Annotated in this window: 20 protein-coding genes and 1 pseudogene; 9 read left to right on the top strand and 12 right to left on the bottom strand. The window is 68.9% G+C overall.

Annotation, left to right across the window (positions count from 1 at the left end):
• Window position 1 precedes the first annotated feature (1 nt).
• The 4 genes from ABZT18_RS16990 to ABZT18_RS16975 form a co-directional block, all read right to left on the bottom strand.
• Window positions 2-844 (bottom strand): carbohydrate ABC transporter permease, encoded by an 843-nt coding sequence (locus ABZT18_RS16990; RefSeq protein WP_355251717.1) that lies wholly within the window; start codon window positions 842-844, stop codon window positions 2-4.
• 1 nt (window position 845) lies between these two features.
• Window positions 846-1763 (bottom strand): sugar ABC transporter permease, encoded by a 918-nt coding sequence (locus tag ABZT18_RS16985; protein ID WP_355251822.1) that lies wholly within the window; start codon window positions 1761-1763, stop codon window positions 846-848.
• 53 nt (window positions 1764-1816) lie between these two features.
• Window positions 1817-3103 carry an ABC transporter substrate-binding protein gene (locus ABZT18_RS16980; RefSeq protein ID WP_354992460.1) on the bottom strand — a complete coding sequence of 429 codons (1287 nt, stop codon included), beginning with the start codon at window positions 3101-3103 and terminating at the stop codon, window positions 1817-1819.
• A 161-nt stretch (window positions 3104-3264) separates the two neighbouring features.
• A complete protein-coding gene (locus ABZT18_RS16975) occupies window positions 3265-3555 on the bottom strand; it encodes a flavin reductase (RefSeq protein WP_354992461.1) in 291 nt (96 codons plus the stop codon).
• A 261-nt stretch (window positions 3556-3816) separates the two neighbouring features.
• On the opposite strand from ABZT18_RS16975, the gene ABZT18_RS16970 reads away from it, so the two are divergent.
• The 5 genes from ABZT18_RS16970 (at window position 3817) to ABZT18_RS16950 (ending at window position 6475) form a co-directional block, all read left to right on the top strand.
• A complete protein-coding gene (locus tag ABZT18_RS16970) occupies window positions 3817-4614 on the top strand; it encodes a helix-turn-helix transcriptional regulator (protein WP_354992462.1) in 798 nt (265 codons plus the stop codon).
• Window positions 4611-4793: a DUF397 domain-containing protein gene (locus ABZT18_RS16965; RefSeq protein WP_354992518.1), complete on the top strand. Its 183-nt coding sequence runs from the start codon at window positions 4611-4613 to the stop codon at window positions 4791-4793. The genes ABZT18_RS16970 and ABZT18_RS16965 overlap by 4 nt, the downstream gene beginning before the upstream one ends.
• A 37-nt stretch (window positions 4794-4830) precedes the next feature.
• Window positions 4831-5535: a VOC family protein gene (locus ABZT18_RS16960; protein WP_355251714.1), complete on the top strand. Its 705-nt coding sequence runs from the start codon at window positions 4831-4833 to the stop codon at window positions 5533-5535.
• A 185-nt stretch (window positions 5536-5720) separates the two neighbouring features.
• Window positions 5721-6152, top strand: a complete 432-nt coding sequence (locus tag ABZT18_RS16955) for a hypothetical protein (protein WP_354992464.1) — start codon at window positions 5721-5723, stop codon at window positions 6150-6152.
• A 47-nt stretch (window positions 6153-6199) separates the two neighbouring features.
• The gene (locus ABZT18_RS16950) at window positions 6200-6475 is read left to right on the top strand and encodes a hypothetical protein (RefSeq protein ID WP_354992465.1); all 276 of its coding nucleotides are present in this window, start codon (window positions 6200-6202) and stop codon (window positions 6473-6475) included.
• A 327-nt stretch (window positions 6476-6802) separates the two neighbouring features.
• Here ABZT18_RS16950 and ABZT18_RS16945 read toward each other — a convergent pair whose 3' ends face one another.
• From ABZT18_RS16945 to ABZT18_RS16930, 4 genes are all read right to left on the bottom strand, one after another.
• Window positions 6803-7513, bottom strand: coding sequence for an HAD family hydrolase (locus tag ABZT18_RS16945; protein ID WP_355251711.1), 711 nt, complete (start codon window positions 7511-7513; stop codon window positions 6803-6805).
• 88 nt (window positions 7514-7601) lie between these two features.
• A complete protein-coding gene (locus ABZT18_RS16940) occupies window positions 7602-8252 on the bottom strand; it encodes a WHG domain-containing protein (protein WP_355251708.1) in 651 nt (216 codons plus the stop codon).
• Window positions 8253-8491: 239 nt separating this feature from the next.
• Window positions 8492-9916 (bottom strand): rifampin monooxygenase, encoded by a 1425-nt coding sequence (gene rox, locus ABZT18_RS16935; RefSeq protein ID WP_355251705.1) that lies wholly within the window; start codon window positions 9914-9916, stop codon window positions 8492-8494.
• A 200-nt stretch (window positions 9917-10116) separates the two neighbouring features.
• On the bottom strand, window positions 10117-10977 hold the full coding sequence (locus ABZT18_RS16930) for an SDR family oxidoreductase (protein ID WP_355251702.1): 861 nt from the start codon (window positions 10975-10977) through the stop codon (window positions 10117-10119).
• 123 nt (window positions 10978-11100) lie between these two features.
• Between ABZT18_RS16930 and ABZT18_RS16925 the strand changes: the two genes are divergently transcribed.
• The 3 genes from ABZT18_RS16925 to ABZT18_RS16915 all read left to right on the top strand — a co-directional run bounded on the left by ABZT18_RS16925 (window position 11101) and on the right by ABZT18_RS16915 (window position 13056).
• Window positions 11101-11718, top strand: coding sequence for a TetR/AcrR family transcriptional regulator (locus ABZT18_RS16925; RefSeq protein ID WP_354992470.1), 618 nt, complete (start codon window positions 11101-11103; stop codon window positions 11716-11718).
• A gap of 47 nt (window positions 11719-11765) precedes the next feature.
• A complete protein-coding gene (locus ABZT18_RS16920) occupies window positions 11766-12206 on the top strand; it encodes a hypothetical protein (RefSeq protein WP_354992471.1) in 441 nt (146 codons plus the stop codon).
• A 130-nt stretch (window positions 12207-12336) separates the two neighbouring features.
• Complete coding sequence (locus ABZT18_RS16915; RefSeq protein ID WP_355251699.1) at window positions 12337-13056, top strand: VOC family protein; 720 nt, start codon at window positions 12337-12339, stop codon at window positions 13054-13056.
• Between the two features lie 109 nt (window positions 13057-13165).
• Here the strand turns inward: ABZT18_RS16915 and ABZT18_RS16910 are convergent, their stop codons facing one another.
• From ABZT18_RS16910 to ABZT18_RS16895, 4 genes and pseudogenes are all read right to left on the bottom strand, one after another.
• Window positions 13166-13453, bottom strand: a complete 288-nt coding sequence (locus ABZT18_RS16910; protein ID WP_354992473.1) for a hypothetical protein — start codon at window positions 13451-13453, stop codon at window positions 13166-13168.
• Between the two features lie 34 nt (window positions 13454-13487).
• Window positions 13488-13656: pseudogene (locus ABZT18_RS16905) on the bottom strand (YcxB family protein); the annotation flags it as partial.
• A gap of 34 nt (window positions 13657-13690) precedes the next feature.
• The gene (locus tag ABZT18_RS16900; protein WP_354992474.1) at window positions 13691-14953 is read right to left on the bottom strand and encodes an RNA polymerase sigma factor; all 1263 of its coding nucleotides are present in this window, start codon (window positions 14951-14953) and stop codon (window positions 13691-13693) included.
• 100 nt (window positions 14954-15053) lie between these two features.
• Window positions 15054-15488 carry a YciI family protein gene (locus tag ABZT18_RS16895; protein ID WP_354992475.1) on the bottom strand — a complete coding sequence of 145 codons (435 nt, stop codon included), beginning with the start codon at window positions 15486-15488 and terminating at the stop codon, window positions 15054-15056.
• Window positions 15489-15709: 221 nt separating this feature from the next.
• Between ABZT18_RS16895 and ABZT18_RS16890 the strand changes: the two genes are divergently transcribed.
• Entirely contained in the window at window positions 15710-16249 is a 540-nt protein-coding gene (locus ABZT18_RS16890) for a GNAT family protein (protein WP_355251696.1), read from the top strand.
• The last annotated feature ends 96 nt before the right edge of the window (window positions 16250-16345 follow it).

Raw genomic sequence — 16345 nt, 5'->3', positions numbered from 1 at the left:
CCTATCCCTTGACGGCGCCGGAGGTCAGACCGGACACGATGCGGCGCTGGAAGAAGAGGACGAACAGGATGATCGGAACGGTGATCACCACGGCAGCGGCGCAGATCGCCCCGGTGGGATCCTCGAACTGCGACTCGCCGGTGAAGAACGACAGGGCGACCGGCACCGTACGGGCGCGTTCGGTGGAGGTCAGCGTGATCGCGAAGAGGAAGTCGTTCCAGCAGAAGATGAAGACCAGGATCGCCGTGGTGAACAACCCGGGGGCGGCCAGCGGTGCGATCACCCGCCGGAACGCCTGCGCCTGGGTGGCGCCGTCCATCTTCGCCGCCTTCTCCAGGTCCCACGGGATCTGCTTGAAGAACGCCGACAGCGTGTAGATCGCCAGCGGCAGCGCGAACGTGATGTACGGCAGGATCAGCCCGGGCCAGGTGTCGAAGAGGCCGAGCTGACGCTCGATCTCGAACAGCGGCGACACCAGCGACACCTGCGGGAACATCGCGATCAGCAGGGAGACACCGACCAGCAGTCGCTTGCCGGGAAAGTCCAGCCGGCTGATCGCGTACGCGGCCATCGCGCCGAGCACCACCGCGATGAGCGTGGCGATCAGCGCGATGCCGATCGAGTTGACCAGCGCCCGGACGAACTGGTCGGTGTCGAAGATCGTCTTGTAGTTGTCGAGCGTCCACTCGCGGGGGATGAAGTTCCCGTCGGTGAGGGTGGCCGGCGTCTTGAACGACAGCGACGCGATCCACAGCACCGGGACGAGCGCGAAGACGACCACGAGGACGTCGAGCAGACCCCAACGCAGCTTCGCCCGGGTGGGGGTTGCGGTACCGGTGGCCATGTCAGCGCCTCTCGGAGTCGTCGCTGCCCGGGGCAGCGGTACCGAACAGCTTCACGAAGACGAACGCGATGATCGCCACGGTGATGAAGATCAGCACCGACATCGTCGAACCGATGCCCAGGTTGAGGCCTCGGATCAGGTTGTTGTAGGCGAGCATCGACACCGACGACGTCTCATTGCCGCCAGCGGTCAAGACGAAGATGTTGTCGAAGACCCGGAACGCGTCCAGGGTGCGGAACAGCAGCGCGACCAGGATCGCCGGCTTCATCACCGGCAGCATCACCTTCGTGAACCGCTGCCAGGCGGTGGCACCGTCGGTGGAGGCGGCCTTGAGCAGGTCCTCCGGCACCAGCGCCAGCCCGGCCATCAGCAGCAGCGCCATGAACGGGGTGGTCTTCCAGATCTCCGCGAGCATGATGATCGCCAGGGAGCTGGCCCGCTCGGTGAGCGGTGCGCCGTCGCTGAACAGGTTGGCGAGGTACCCGGTGCCGGGCGTCCAGGCGTACCGCCAGGAGAACGCGGCGACCACCGTGACGATCCCGTACGGGATGAGCGCCGAGGTCCGCACCAGGCCGCGGCCGATCAGGGTGCGGTGCATGATGATCGCCAACCCCATGCCGAGCACCAGCTCGACGGCCACGGTGACCACCGTGATCAGCATGGTCACCCCGAACGCGGTCCACCAGAACTCGTTGCTGAGCACGGTGACGTAGTTCTCCAGCCCGATGAACTTGCGCTCGTCGGGAAAGCGCAGGTCGAAGCGCTGCAACGACAGCCAGACCGAATAGATGATCGGGTACGCGGTCACCGCGACCATGACCAGCGCGGCGGGCGCGCAGAGCAACCAGCCGAGCTTGCGTTCGGCCTTCTTGTTCTCGCTCAGCGGCGGCTTACGACGGCCGCCGCGTTGGGTGGGCACGGTGGCACGCTGGCCATCGGTCTTCTCCGTGGTCGCAGTGGCGGCGGGCCGGGTCACGGCAGGACCCCCTTCGACTGGAGGGCATCAGAGATGGCCTTGCGCAGCTCGTCCGCGGTCTGCTGCGGACGGATCGCCGACGGCGGTGACAGGATCGCCGACATCACGGTGGAGATGCTCTGGTAGGCCGGGGTCAGTGGACGGGTCGCCGGGTCCTTCAGTTCCTCCAGGATGGTGTCCTTCATCGGGTACGCCTCGACCATCTCCGGATCGTCGTAGACGGCCTCGATGGTGGGCGGTACGCCGTCGTTGATCGCGGAGAACTTCTGGTTCTCGGCGTTGCGGAGGCAGCGGGCCGCCTCGAAGGACAGCTCCGGGTGCTTGGAGTAGGAGCTGACCGCCAGGTTGACCCCGCCGATGGTGACCTTGCTCGGGGTGCCCTCGTCGGTGCCGGGGATCCGTGCCCAGCCGACCTGCTTGGCCAGCTCCGGGTTCGCCTCCTGTAGGGCCGGGTAGACGAACGGCCAGTTCACCTGGAACGCGCCCGCGCCGGTCTGGAACTCCAGCCGGACCGGGTCCTCGGTGGCGTTGCTGAACGACGGCGAGGTCACGCCCGACGTGGCGAAGCGCTTCAGCTGCTCCAACGCGCGAACAGTGCCCCCGTCCATCACGGCCTTCTTGCCGTCGTCGGAGAGGATCTTTCCGCCGGCGCTCTCGGCCAGGGTGTTGTAGAGGACGACCAGACCCTCGTACTGGGCGCCCATGGTGAGCACCTGGTACGGCTTGTCCTGGTCCTTGAGCTGCTGGGCCGCACTGATCATCTGGTCCCAGGTCGTCGGCGGCTGGGGCACCAGGTCCTTGCGGTACCAGAGCAGTTGGACGTTGGTGTTCTTCGGTGCCGCGTACAGCTTGTCCTCGTAGCGGGCGGTGTCCAGCGGCCCGGCGAGGGTGCCCTGCTCGACTTCGGCCTTGTCCTGGCCGGTCCACTCGCGGATCCAGTCGGCGCTGGCGAACTCCTGGGTCCAGGTGACGTCCAGGCCGAGCAGGTCCATGCCGCTGTCCTCGGCGGCCAGGCGGCGCACCATCTGCACCCGCTGGTCGTCGGCCTGCCGGGGCAGCACCCGGTAGGCGATCTCGTACCGCCCCTGTGCCTGCGCGTTGCAGTCGTCGACGACCTTCTGCAGGTTCTGCTCGGGCGGGTAGTACAGGTTGAGTGTCGGTGGGCCACCAGCGTCGTCGGCGCCGCACGCGGCCATCGGCGCCACCATCGCAAGCGCGACAGCCGCCGTTCCAAGCCGAACAATCGGCCCACGCCGGTGTCGAGCCGTTCCGGGGTCCGTCATCACCTTCCCCCTCTCTACGGCGAAACCGGGGAAGGCATCCGCGCCCCGGTGCGCGGCGAGACGATTCCGAGCCGGCGAGCTGCGGAAACACTCCGGCTCGGATGCTCCGTGGGGCTACTCTGCCCCACCTGTGAAGCCGCGAAACCTGGCCACGAGCAATGTCAGCCCCGGGCCCTCGCCCAGGAGAGGAAGCGCTCGGTCATCCCGGTCGGGGGGTGATCCGGGTGGAGTTGGGTGAGCTGGTTCGTCGCCTCATGCATCAGGGTGCCGAGATAGATCAACAGCGCGGTCCGGCTGCCCCGGTACTCGGTCAGCAGGGCCAGCTTGGCCGGCTGGCAGGGCCACTCCGTGCCGCAACTGCGGCACCGCCACAGCGGGCGCATGGCGACGTGCGGGACGGGCGGCCGGACCACCGTCATCGCCACCGCTTCGCGGGCTGGTGGTCTCTCCACCATGTGATCGGGCTCAGCACATCGACCTCCTCGGGGACGGGGACGGGGACGGGGCCGCTCCCGCAAGGGGGAAACGGGAGCGGCCCCGGGGGCAGGGCCCGCCGCCGCCACTTCCGGCCACCAGCGGACCCGCCACTGGTGACAGTCTGGGATGACGCGACTACCGTCGATACGTGCTCACGGCATCCGTGCAGCTCAACGGCTCAGGTGAGCAGCCCTGGAAGACACGCCGATCCACAGTGAGCGAAGGTTGGGGAATCGATGGGGACCGCTACCGACTACGTGTTGGAGGAGCTACGCCTGTTCCGGGCGGGGCTCGGGCTCAGTCAGGACGACTTCGGCAGGGGCATCGGCTATTCAGGCTCGCACGTCAGCTCGGTGGAGACGGGTGGCCGACCGCCCACGAAGGAGTACATGCGGGCGGTCGATGCCCACCACGAGACCAGCGGGCGCTTCCAGCGGATGCTGGAAAGGTTGGCCCAACTCGACGCCGAGCCGGCCTGGCTCCGCGAGTGGATCGAGTTCGAACGGGAGGCGACCACGCTGCGCTGGTTCGAGCTGGCGTACGTGCCGGGTCTCCTACAGACCGAGCGGTACGCACGCGCCACGCTTGCCGGCGGCCGGTTCGATGTCGAGGACATCGATCGCATCGTCGCCTCCCGGCTGGAGCGGCAGGCGATCCTGCACCGTCCCCGCCCGCCTCAACTCATCGCCGTCCTGGACGAGGCCGTGCTCCGCCGGCCGGTGCTCGATCAGCCGGGGCTGATGGCCGAGCAGTGTGAGCACCTGGCCCAACTGGCGACGGCGGAGCATATTCAGGTGCACATCGTTCCGGCGGATGCTGGCATGTACCTGGGAATGGGCGGCCAGTTCATCATCGCCGAAATGCCGGACGGCGAGCGGGTGGCCTACGCGGACAACCAGCTCACCGCGCAGATCGTCGATGCAATGACCGATATCGCTAAGCTGGCGAAGACGTGGGAGATCGTGCGGAACGAAGCGCTTCCCCGCCGGCAGTCAATCGAGTTGATCAAGGAAGTGACGAAGTCATGGACATGATGACCCCGCAGTGGCGGAAGTCGACCAGGTCCGGCGGCAACGGCGGAGCCTGCGTCGAGGTCGCCGACAACCTGCCGACCACGGTGCTGGTACGTGACAGCAAGGACCGGGAGGGCGGCACCCTGCACGTCGACCCGGCGGCCTGGAAGGCGTTCGTCGGTTACGCCAAGCAGCACTGAGCCCCACAGGGCCGCCCCGACCAGGCATGCTGGGACCATGATCGCGCGCTTCAAGGATCTCTGTCTGGACGCCGCCGACCCGCTCACACTGGGCGCCTTCTGGGCCCGGGTGCTCGACGGTGACGTGGCCGATGCCGGCGACGACGACACCCGGGTGGACCCCCGCTCGGCGCGCTCAAACGCCGAGTCGATCTGGGTGAACCAGGTGCCGGAACCGCGGACCGGCAAGACCCGCGTACACCTGGATCTGCGGATGGCCGACGCGGAGCCGGCGGCGCTGCTCGCGGCCGGCGCCCAACTGGTCCGCAAACCATCCGGCGAGACCACCTGGTGGGTCCTGGACGACCCGGAGGGCAACCCGTTCTGCGCGTTCCCGGCCAGTGCGGGCACGCGGCCAGGCCCGTTCGCGCTGGTCGTGGACTCGGCCGACCCGGCCGCCCAGGCGACCTGGTGGGCCGGTGTGCTCGGCGGCACCGTCGAGTTCGGGTCGACCTACGCGTCGGTGATCGGCGCGACCGGGTTCCCCTGGGACTACTGGGAGTTCGACGCGGTGCCCGAGCCCAAGACGGTCAAGAACCGGCTGCACTGGGACGTCGACCTGACCGACCCGGAGCCGATGGCGTTGATAACGGCGGGCGCGACGCTGCTGCGGGAGCCGCTCGACGAGGCGCACTGGTGGTGGGTGCTGGCCGACCCCGAGGGCAACGAGTTCTGCGCCTTCGCACCGCGTCCCACCGGGTGAACGACCGACTACCCAGCGCGGGCAGCGTCGGCTAGCGTTCTCCTACCGCCGCAGCCAGCGCGTTCGCCGCCGCCGTCGACACGCCTCCGGCCGATCCCAGCCTGCCCGATCGGTTGGTAATCGCGGGAACGTCCCACCGCCGCTCCCCCGGTTCGGCAGGATCGTCCCAACGAGGAGGTGCCGTCGTGCAGGACACCCGCGCTCTCGCCCTGACATTCGAGGTGAGCGGCCTGCCACCGGTCAAGACCGAAGCGTTGTCCATCTTCGCCGCCGGGCATCGGCAGGCGACGAGGGTCCGCACCCTGCTCCAAGCCGCCCTCACGGCGGCCCAGCGCACCGGCTGGACGCCGTTGCCCGGGCCGATCGAGGTCGACCTGCTCCTGCGCTGCCCGCCCGGGCACCGTACGGCCGACGCCAGCACCCTGCTCGGCGGCGTCTGCGCGGTGCTGCAGGACAAGAGGCGGGTGTCGGCCATCGGCCTGGCCCACCTCGGCGTCCTGGTGGACGTCGCCCTCTACGACGACGACCGGCAGATCCGCCGATTGTCATACCACGAGGAGCCCGCGGAGGACTTCTCGTACCAGGTGCGGGTTGCCGCCGTATCGACCGGGGTTTGACCGACGTCCGCGGTGGGGTACCGCGGACGCCGACGAAGGGAGCACCGATGTCGGAACCACATGTCACGCTCGACCCACGCGGGCTCGACCCTGTGCAGCAGAAGCTGCGGGGCCCGCTGGAGGAGCAGCTGACCTCGGCGCTTCAGGCGGCCACCGACCGGGTCCGCGCCGGTTACACCGGCGAACCGGTCGAGCAGGTCTGCCAGCGACTGTTGGAGGAGACCCGCTCCGGGTTGCATCCCGACATCGCGGCCGGGTTCAACCCGGACATGGACGAGTTCTGCCGGGTGGCGGTGGCGATCGTCCGGGGCGAGGTTTCCTGAGCTGGCAGCGGAGACGAGTTGAGGTGGCGGTCAGGGCCGGGTCCGCAACTACCCGACCCTGACCCTGGCCGTCCGACCGCCCTGCACTCAGCTCCACGGTGCCCACCCGTCGGACGCCCGACGCGCCCCCGGCAAACCCCGTGGCCGTGAGCGCCGGCCCAGGTTAGGCGGGTCACGACGGGCCGGACAAGCCGCAGCGGACCGCCAGAGGCGTGACTGATCTCAAGGTGAAAAAGCGGCATGTCGGTGTAACGCGTCCTTGATCACCAGCGCTGTTCGGCCGCCCGAACCGAACCGGGCCGCGCCACGCCAGTGCGGCCGGGGCGGTCAGAAGTGCCGCAGCAGGTCGCGGAACGCGGCCAGCCGCAGCACGCCCGCGTCGGTCGGGTCCAGCTCGTCGTCCTCCAGCACCCAGGTGTTGTCGTTCGGGATGAACACCGCGTTCAGCCCGGCGGCCCGCGCCGGCAGGATGTCCGACTTCGGAGAGTTACCGATCATCCAGGCGCCCGACGGCTCGAAGCCGTGCTCCCGCACCATCCACCGGTACGTCTCGACGTTCTTCTCGGCGACGATGTGCGCGGCCCGGAAGTGGTGCAGCAGCCCGCAGGCGTCCAACTTGCGCTGCTGCTCCACCTGGTCCCCCTTGGTCAGCAGCAACAGCTCGTGCCGGCCTGCCAACTCGTCGAGCGCATCGGCCACGCCGGGCATCAGCTCCACCCGGTGCTCGATCAGGGCCACCGCCAGCCGGTCGATCTCCTGGCGCTCGGCGTCGGTCACCGGCCGCTCGCGCAGCCGCTCCAGGCACTCCGCCAGGCTGCGCAGGAAGACCTTGCTGCCGTAGCCGTGCGCCACCGCGTTGGCCCGCTCGATGTCGTCGAGGATCGCCCGGATCTCGGCCCGATCCAGGGTGGGATGGTCGAGCCACGCCAGGAAGTCATCGATCACCCGCTCGAAGACGACGTTGTTCTCCCACAACGTGTCGTCCGCGTCGAAGATCAGCACCTGCGCCTGCCGCCGGGCCATCGCGTCCACCGTCATGCCGCCGTCTCCTCGTGATCGACTCCTCCGACGATCCGGGACTCTAGGGCGTATTACGCGGCGGACCCAACGACTTTCCGCCCGCCGGTCAGGGCCACCGCAGCAACCGGTCCGCGATCATCGTCTCCCGTTCCTCCTGCGCCTCGGGGCGCAGCCGACCACCCCTGGTGAGCATCACCACGCCGTGCAGCAGACTCCAGCCCACTTCGGCCATGACGTCCGGGTCACGCCCCCCGGCCAGTGGGGTCAGGGCCGCCCGCAGCTCGGCGAAGACGGCCCGGGGCGCGGCCGGCACCCCGTCCACGCCGAGAGCGAGGTCGGGGGTCAGCGCGAGCATCGCGTCGTAGACCTCGGGATTCGCGTACGCGAAGTCGAGGTACGCGTTCACCACCGCCGGCCACGCCCGTCCCGCACCTTCGGTGGTCTCCGCACCTTCGGTGGCCTCCGTACCTTCGGTGGCGTGCGCGCTCTCGGTGGCCTGCGCGCTCTCGGTGGCCTCCGCGTGAGCCTCGGCCAGGTCGGCGGCCAGGTCGGCGAAGGCGCACACCGCGACCGCGGCGAGCAGCGCCTCCTGATCAGCGAAGTGCTGGTAGAGGTCGCCGACGTCGACCTCGGCCCGCTCGGCCAGCCGCCGGGTGCTCACCCCCGTCCAGCCCTCGGCCTCGGCCAACTCCCGAGCGACCGTGACGATGAAGTCACGGCGGTCCTCTTCGGTGGCGCCTTCGGTAGGTGCGGACACGCCCACGAGCCTAAGTGGAAGGCACTGGCCGTAGTGGCGCGGTGACGGATTGGTGACTGCGCCGTGCCCATTCGACGCCGCGGTCCTCCCAGGCCATGCGGCTGACCGTGCCCGCGACCTGATGATCGTGCTCGATCCTGGATGTAGTGGCTTCCCAACGCCGGGGATACCACTACATCGTGGATCGAGCACGATCACGCACGACGGGGCGAGCACCCGGACGAGTCACAACTGCACGCTCAGCTGACGGCAGCGCCGAACCACCTGGGCAGTTGGTCGAGCAGATCCTGCTGATCATCACCGACCCACGCCACGTGGCCGTCCGGCCGCAGCAGCACGGCGGGCAGATCCAGTTCCTCGCTGACGTCGACGACGTGGTCGACCCGGTCTGCCCAGCCCGTAACCGAGAGCCGGCCGGTCTGGTCGAGGAGCAGTCCCCGGCCGCCGTGCATCAGATCGTAGAGTCGCCCCCGCTTCAGCCCCACGTCGCGCAACCGCCGGCCGAGAAGTTCATGTCCCTCGCCGAAGTCGTAGCGGACCCCGATCGCGGTGATCTTCTCGACCAGGTGCCGGTTGACGTCCTCGAAGTCCATCAGCTCCGACATCAGCCGACGCACCGCCTGAGGGCCCGGCTCGGTGGACATCAGCTCGCTCTGTACGCGCGTGTTGTCCAGCACGGCGGCGGCCACCGGGCGGCGTTCGACGTGGTAGCTGTCCAGCAGCCCCTCCGGCGCCCAGCCGTTGATCTCGGCGGCCAGTTTCCAGCCGAGGTTGAACGCGTCCTGGATGCCGAGGTTGAGGCCCTGCCCGCCCAGCGGTGGGTGGATGTGTGCCGCGTCGCCGGCCAGCAGCGCGCGGTCGACCCGGTAGCGCTCGGCCAGCCGGGTTGCGTCACCGAAGCGGGACAGCCAGCGCGGTGAGTGCACGCCGAAGTCGGTGCCGGCGAACACCCGCAGCCGTTGGCTGAGCTCCTCGATGGTCGGCGGGGCCGCGCGGTCCTCGGCTACCCCCGCCGCGGGCACGACGACGCGGTACACCCCGTCCCCCACGGGTCCCGCGCCGAAACCGACCTGGGTCTTGCGGACTTCTGCCACCCCGGCGGCCAGCGCCTCCGGCGACACACCGACCTCCATTTCGCCCAGCAGCCACTCGGCTCTGGCGGGCTCGCCGGGGAAGCCGACGCCGAGCAGCTTGCGTACCGTGCTGCGGCCGCCGTCGCAGCCGACGAGGTAGCGCGCACGCAGCTGCGTACCGTCAGCCAGCTCGGCGGTCACCCCCTGGTCGTCCTGGCTCAACGCGACCAGTTCGCAGCCGTACCGGATCTCGGCCCCGAGTTCGGCGGCGTGCTCGGCCAGCAGGCGGTCGGTGACGCTCTGCAGGATGCCGAGGATGTACGGGTGTGCGGTGTCCAGCGGACCCGACAACGGCTTGGCGATGCCGGCGAACCCGCCGACCGGGTGCTGCTGGCCGAGCGCGAGGAACCGGTCCAGCAGACCGCGCTGGTCCATCACCTCGATGCTGCGTACGTGCAGCCCGAGCGCGCCGGACTGCCGGGTTCGCTCGGCTTCCTTCTCCAGCACGAGTGCGTGCACTCCGTGCAGCCGCAACTCGCTGGCCAGCATCATGCCGGTCGGCCCACCGCCAACGATGATCACGTCGATCATGAAACCCCCCATTGTCGACAAAGCGCATGCAGCTCGCGAATCGCTGATTTCAGCAGGTTCTGGCTTTGGCTGGAGATTCTGCGCCACGACCCGGGTCTTGCCGCAAGCCCCCCGTTGCGATATATGTTGAAGAAGGCAAGGAGCTGGGCTCCTTGCCTTCGTCGTCCTCTACGGACGCTGGGCCCTTCGACCGGCAGGCGTCAGTGCGGGTCACCGGGAGCCGGGACGGCATGCTCGGCGGTTCGGCTGACCTGCTCCCAGCCCGCCCAGGTGTCCATTCGCCGGCGGGAGATGTCGAACGCCAGGTCGTACACCATGCTGCCGAGCAGGAGCCGCAACGGCGGGTCGTCGGCGTCGACCAGTTTCAGCAGCGCCTCGGCGGCCAGGCGGGGATCACTGTCGATCGAGCCTTCGGCCCACTGCCGCTCCAACTCGGCACGCAGTGGACCATAGGCCTCCATCGGGGTGGTGGAGGTCGTGCTGGTGTACAGGTCGGTCCAGTAGCCGCCGGGCTGCACGATGCTGACCTTGATGCCGAAGGTCGCCGCCTCCATCGCCAGAGCCTCGCTCATACCTTCGAGCGCGAACTTGCTCGCGCTGTACATCCCCGTGCTCGGGAAGCCGCCGAGTGCGGCGATGCTGGAGATCTGCACGATGTGGCCGGCCCGTCGGGCGCGCAGGTGCGGCAGCACGGCCTGGCCGACCCAGAGCGCGCCGAAGACATTGACCTCGAACTGGGCCCGCGCCTCCGCCTCGGTGAACTCTTCGATCATGCCCATGGACAGGGTGCCGGCGTTGTTGACGACGATGTCGAGCTGGCCGAAGTGTTCGACTGCGGCGGCCACGGCGGCGAAGACCGCCGGACGGTCGGTCACGTCGAGCGTCAGGGCGAGCAGCCTGTCACCGTGGCGCTCGTCGAAGTCGTCCCGGGCGATGGTCCGGGCGGCGGCGACCACCCGATCACCGCGTTCGAGCGCGGCGACGGTGAACGCGCGGCCCAGACCGCGACTGGCGCCGGTGATGAACCAGGTACGCGGTGCGGTGCCGGATGAGGTGCGCATAGTCGATCGCCATCCCTTGTCTAGAGACGAGACGGTCCGTCTCGCTACTGCGATGAAGGTAGGTCCGCACCGGTACGCAAGTCAAGACGAGACGGTCCGTCTTGTTTCTGATACCTTCGGCACATGACGACGCAGCGCAGAGCCACGCCAAACGCGGCCCGTCGGAAAGAGGCCTCGCGCCAGGCCATCCTCACTGCGGCGTTCGAGCTGCTCCAAGAGGTCGGGTACGCCAAACTCAGCATCGAGGGCATCGCCGCGCGCGCCGGTGTGGGCAAACAGACCATCTACCGCTGGTGGCCATCCAAGGGCGCGATCATCTTCGACGCCTTCCTCCTCCTCAGCGCCAGCGAGGGCGAGCCTCCGGTGCTGCCCGACACCGGCGACCTGGAAGCCGACCTGACCGCGGTGCTACGCGCCACGATCGAGGAGTTCAACGATCCCCGGTACGACCAGCCGATGCGCGCGCTGGCCACCGAGATCGCGCACGACCCCGAGCTGGCCGCCGTCTACGCCGAACGGCTGGATGGGCCGCTGAAGGAAGCCAAGCGGCAACGGCTGCGCAGCGCTCAGCAGGCCGGGCAGCTCGCCGAGGACCTCGACCTCGACGTGGCCGTGGAGATGATCTGGGGCCCCCTGCTCAACCGATGGCTGCACCGCAGTGGGCCGCTCACCGCCGAGTACGCCGACCGCGTCGTCGCCACAGCCCTCAACGGCCTGCGTCCACGCCGACCCATTGCTTGACGCCGTGGGATGACCGTCGGCGGGAGCTGACAGGCTAGTTTGCTCGGATGAGTCTCCTCGATGACGTCGCGAGGCGTGACAGTTGGCGATGCTGGGTGTGCGACGAGCCGGTCGACGCCGACATGTCGGTGAACGACCCGCGTGGACCCAGCGTCGACAGCCGCACCGCCGACAAGAAGGCCAAGGTCGCCGAACGACTCGCGCACCGTGCCTGCAACACCCGCAAGGGCGCGGTCAAGGTGGTCATCGCCTGGCCGGACCGTCTGCACGTCGTGGAGCCCGCACCGCTGATCACGGTCGCCGAGCGACTCGAACGCAAGGGTGGCCGCGAGCTGGTCGCCCGCTGTCCGAGCAAGAAGGACGCCCAGGAGGCGGCGGACTGGCTGGTCGACCGGTTCTCCCGGCTGACGCCCGGACTGCCGGTGACCGCAAGCGTCGACTCAGGCGGCGGACAGTACCTCGTCACCCTGGCCGCCGGCCGCCGCTGACCTGGAACCTGAAACGCACCTCGGCACCAAGCTGTCAGGCCACCGACTGCATCGGCCGATCGGACGGCTGAGGGCGGCGATCGGCTATTTCCATGTGCGACGGGTACCCCTCGACGCCTAGGAAGGAGCCATGACCAACGAGGTGACCGTTCCCCTGCTGCCCTGCGCCTCCATCGACGACATCGTCGCCTTCTACGAGGTTCTCGGATTCCATACCACCGTTAAGCAGCGCAAACCCAACCCGTACGTGGCGTTGCAACGTGAAGACCTGCATCTGCACTTCTTCGAGATCGCCGGGTTCGACCCGGAGCAGTCCTACGGCTCCTGCGTCGTACTGACGACGGACATTGAGGAACTGCACCGGGCATTTGCTGGGGGCATGCGTGCCGCCTACGGCAAGGTACTGGTGTCCGGGATGCCGCGGATGACCCGGCCCAGGGCGCGAAAGAACTCCGACGGATTGGGCGGGTTCAGCGTCATCGATCCGGGCGGCAACTGGATCCGCGTCTTTCAGAATGCCGCCAGGACGAGCACGCCGACGACGATGCCTGCCGGGCGGCTGGCCAAAGCGCTGGCAAACGCCGTCGTGCAGAGCGATTCAAGGGGCGATGCCCAGCAGGCCGTCCGGATCATCGACAGCGCGCTGGCCCGCCCGCAAGCCGACGACGACCCGGTCGCACAGGTGGAGGTCCTCGTCTACCGTGCCGAACTGGCGATGGTGCTCCAGGACCAGGAGACGGCAACGGAGATGCTGGACCGCGCCGCACGTGTCGTGCTGAGCGCGGACGAGACCGTACGGGCAGCGCCGTCGTTCGGAACCGCCGCAGACCTCGCAGCGGCGCTGCGGTAAGTCGACGCCCAGCCATGGTGAGTCAATGCGCCCGGCAGCTATCCGAGCGCATTGACATCGGCGGAGTCGCATACCGACCGTCTCCAGTCGGCGGCGATCAGTTTCCTGATCAGAAGGGGGGCGCGTCCTCGCCCATCAACGCCAGCACGACGCCTCCCTTACCGCTCTTGAGGCCCTGGACTACGACCTTGCCGGTGCTGCCGTCGGGCAGCTCCAACGTAAAGGTCTTCCCGACCGCGTTCTTGGGGCCATTGCCGGCGCTGTTGGCAGGTCGGAAATCGCCTGCCCACGGCTGAGTCCCACCCTTTCGGGCGGGCTCGGCGAAGAGAGCGGCGGTGCCGGGGGTCCGGGTGCCGTCCGAGGAGAGAAGCACTGAGGCGCTGCGATAGGTAGCCATATGCGGCAAGGATATCCCGGACTGCGCTCATTCGCGCCATGCAACGGCGCCGTAACGCGGTTGATCGGGCGTTGGCCCGGCCCGAGCTGGACCTGAGCGACCCCGTCCCACGCGATGCCGCCGGACTCCGAGCCGCTGCGCATCATGATGTTGTCATCGGTGATGTCGTAGGCGCCCTCGACGGCGTAGCGACTGGAGCGCTGGCCGAACCTCGGGGGCCGTTCAGGAATGATCCGTTCACACCGGCTGATCGCAGGCGGCGGCGCGGTCCAGCAGCAGGGTCCGCTCCCGCTCGTTGCGGGTCAGCGACGCCGCCCGCTCGAACTCCACCCGTGCCTCGGCATGTCGGGCCAGCTTGGCCAGGAAGTCGCCGCGCACGCTGGGCAGCAGGTGGTAGTTCTGCATGACCGGGAAGGCCATCAGCTGGTCCAGCAGCGCCAGCCCGGTCTCCGGCCCGTACGCCATGGCCAGCGCGACCGCGCGGTTCAGCTCGACCACCGGGGACGGCATCGCCTCGGCCAGATGCTCGTAGAGCCCGGCGATGCGCTCCCAGTCGGTGTCCTCGAAGCGGCGGGCCCGGGCGTGGCAGGCGGTGATGGCCGCCTGCAGCACGTACGGGCCGGGCTTGCCATCGATCAGGGCCTCGGCCCGTTCCAGCGCGGCCACGCCGCGGCGGATCAGCAGTTGATCCCAGCGGGCCCGGTTCTGGTCAGCCAGCAGGATCGGCTCGCCGCCTGGGCCGGTGCGGGCAGCCGCCCGGGAAGCCTGGATCTCCATCAGCGCCACCAGGCCGTGCACCTCGGGCTCGCGCGGAGCCAGCCGGGCCAGGATCCGGCCCAGCCGCAGGGCCTCCTCGCACAGCGTCGGCCGCATCCACTCGTCGCCGGTGGTGGCCGAGTAGCCCTCGTTGAAGATCAGGTAGACGACTTCGAGCACCGAGGAGAGCCGGGCGGCCAGCTCGTCGCCCTGCGGCACCTCGAACGGCACCTGGGCGTTCGCCAGGGTCTTCTTGGCCCGCACGATCCGTTGCGCCATGGTCGGTTCCGGCACCAGGAAGGCCCGGGCGATCTCGTCGGTGGTCAGGCCACCGAGCAGCCGCAGGGTCAGCGCGGCGCGCGCCTCCGTGGACAGCACGGGGTGGCAGGCCACGAATACCAGCCGCAGCAGGTCGTCGCCGATGCCGTCGTCCTCAGCGACCATCGCGCCGATGTCCGGGGTCGTTTCCTCGAGTTCCCGGCCGACCTCCTCGACCTTGCGCTTGAAGGTCTCGTTGCGCCGGATCTGGTCGATGGCCCGACGCTTCGCGGTGGTCATCAGCCACGCGCCCGGATTGCGCGGCACGCCCTCCACCGGCCACTGCTCCAGAGCCGCGACCAGCGCGTCCTGCGCCAGCTCCTCGGCCACGCCGACGTCGCGGACGAGCCTGGTCAGTCCGGCGATGAGCCGGGGCGCCTCGATCCGCCAGGCAGCCTCGATCGCACGGTGGGTGTCAGTGGCCACAGCCTCCGTCTACCCCACTGCGCGTTCGGACGCAACAGTGCTCATGCCGCGCGGACCGGTTCACTCGTGCGCCGAACCCGCGTCACCCAGGCTGTGCTGATCAGTTCTTCCCGGCGACCTTCACGCGCCGCTTCTCCACAGCCTCCTGCTGCTCGGCCGTGAAGCTCTCGCCGAAGTCATCGGCGTGGAAGACCCGCCGGATCTCGATGTTGGTCGGCGCCCCCACGCCCGCTGACTGGATCGGGCAGCGCTTGAACCACTCGACGCACTCCTCGAGCGACTTCATCTCGACCAGGTAGTAGCCGGCGATGAGCTCCTTGGTCTCGGTGAACGGCCCGTCCACCACGGTCTTCTTGTCACCGTCGAAGAAGATCCGGACGCCCTTGGCGCTGGACTGGAGGCCGCCGGCGTCCAGTAGCGCGCCGGCGTCGACCAACTCCTCGATGAACTTGCCCATCGTGTCAAAGTCTTCGGTAGCGGGCAGCACGCCGGCTTCGCTCTCCGCGGTGGCCTTGGTGATCACCATGAATCGCATCGCTGTCTCCTCATGTCAGGGTGCCTTCTCACCTACGCGTCGAATGGCCGTCGGCCCGATCGACACCCTGCCAGAAGTTTTTCCGCCGACCCGCTACGCCGCGCTCCGCGGGTCGGCGTACGGGCGCGAGACCCAGCGACTGCATCGCAACGGTGCAGGGCGTTACCCCACCCCGGTTTAACCCGGTCGTGGGTCTCCACACCGGCTGTTAGCGTCGCGGCATGTTCGCCACCGACCGGGTCCGACTGCGCCCGCCCACGCCCGACGACGCGCCGAACATGTTCCGCCTGTACGGCGATCCCGAGTTGCACCTGATCACAGACGGCGAGCCGTTCGTGCCGCGCCACGTCGGCCAAGTCCGAGCCCGGCTGGAGAAACAGGTCACCGAGCCGCCCGACGGCCAGACCTCGGTGTCACTGCTGGCCGAAACCGTGGCCGACGGCACTTTCCTCGGTGCCAGCGTGCTGTGGGGGATCAACGCCTTCAACCAGTACGCCCACCTCGGCATCTCGCTGCTACCCGAGGCGCGTGGCCAGGGGTACGGGACCGAGGTTATCCGGCTGCTCTGCCGGTACGGCTTCCGCAACCGCAACCTTCGCCGTCTGGAATTGGAGACGCTGGCCAGCAACGCGGCCATGCGGCGGACCGCGGAGACGTGCGGCTTCACGCACGAAGGCACCCAGCGGGAGCGCGAGTACGACGGCGACGGCTTCGTAGACATGGTGATCTACGGTCTGCTCCGGCGCGACTGGACGCCGTAGCCGGCCGGCGCGGCGGCGTCCGGTCGTGATCGGGCGGCTCAGGCGTTCGGGGCGCGTCGGGGGTGCCGTCCACCATGGGCACGGTCGGCGGCAGAC

The sequence above is a fragment of the Micromonospora sp. NPDC005291 genome, from assembly GCF_040607415.1.
Classification (GTDB): Bacteria; Actinomycetota; Actinomycetes; order Mycobacteriales; family Micromonosporaceae; genus Micromonospora.
Note: the sequence above shows the minus strand (reverse complement) of the source record. Positions and strands in the feature narration are given on the sequence as shown.

Coding starts and splice junctions, on each gene's coding strand:
- ABZT18_RS16910 (WP_354992473.1), bottom strand. CDS start 13,453: ATGGCTACCTATCGCAGCGCCTCAGTGCTTCTCTCCTCGGACGGCACC.
- ABZT18_RS16960 (WP_355251714.1), top strand. CDS start 4,831: ATGATCGCGCGCTTCAAGGATCTCTGTCTGGACGCCGCCGACCCGCTC.
- ABZT18_RS16930 (WP_355251702.1), bottom strand. CDS start 10,977: ATGCGCACCTCATCCGGCACCGCACCGCGTACCTGGTTCATCACCGGC.
- ABZT18_RS16890 (WP_355251696.1), top strand. CDS start 15,710: ATGTTCGCCACCGACCGGGTCCGACTGCGCCCGCCCACGCCCGACGAC.
- ABZT18_RS16990 (WP_355251717.1), bottom strand. CDS start 844: ATGGCCACCGGTACCGCAACCCCCACCCGGGCGAAGCTGCGTTGGGGT.
- ABZT18_RS16895 (WP_354992475.1), bottom strand. CDS start 15,488: ATGCGATTCATGGTGATCACCAAGGCCACCGCGGAGAGCGAAGCCGGC.
- ABZT18_RS16965 (WP_354992518.1), top strand. CDS start 4,611: ATGATGACCCCGCAGTGGCGGAAGTCGACCAGGTCCGGCGGCAACGGC.
- rox (WP_355251705.1), bottom strand. CDS start 9,916: ATGATCGACGTGATCATCGTTGGCGGTGGGCCGACCGGCATGATGCTG.
- ABZT18_RS16970 (WP_354992462.1), top strand. CDS start 3,817: ATGGGGACCGCTACCGACTACGTGTTGGAGGAGCTACGCCTGTTCCGG.
- ABZT18_RS16920 (WP_354992471.1), top strand. CDS start 11,766: ATGAGTCTCCTCGATGACGTCGCGAGGCGTGACAGTTGGCGATGCTGG.
- ABZT18_RS16925 (WP_354992470.1), top strand. CDS start 11,101: ATGACGACGCAGCGCAGAGCCACGCCAAACGCGGCCCGTCGGAAAGAG.
- ABZT18_RS16950 (WP_354992465.1), top strand. CDS start 6,200: ATGTCGGAACCACATGTCACGCTCGACCCACGCGGGCTCGACCCTGTG.
- ABZT18_RS16945 (WP_355251711.1), bottom strand. CDS start 7,513: ATGACGGTGGACGCGATGGCCCGGCGGCAGGCGCAGGTGCTGATCTTC.
- ABZT18_RS16915 (WP_355251699.1), top strand. CDS start 12,337: ATGACCAACGAGGTGACCGTTCCCCTGCTGCCCTGCGCCTCCATCGAC.
- ABZT18_RS16980 (WP_354992460.1), bottom strand. CDS start 3,103: ATGACGGACCCCGGAACGGCTCGACACCGGCGTGGGCCGATTGTTCGG.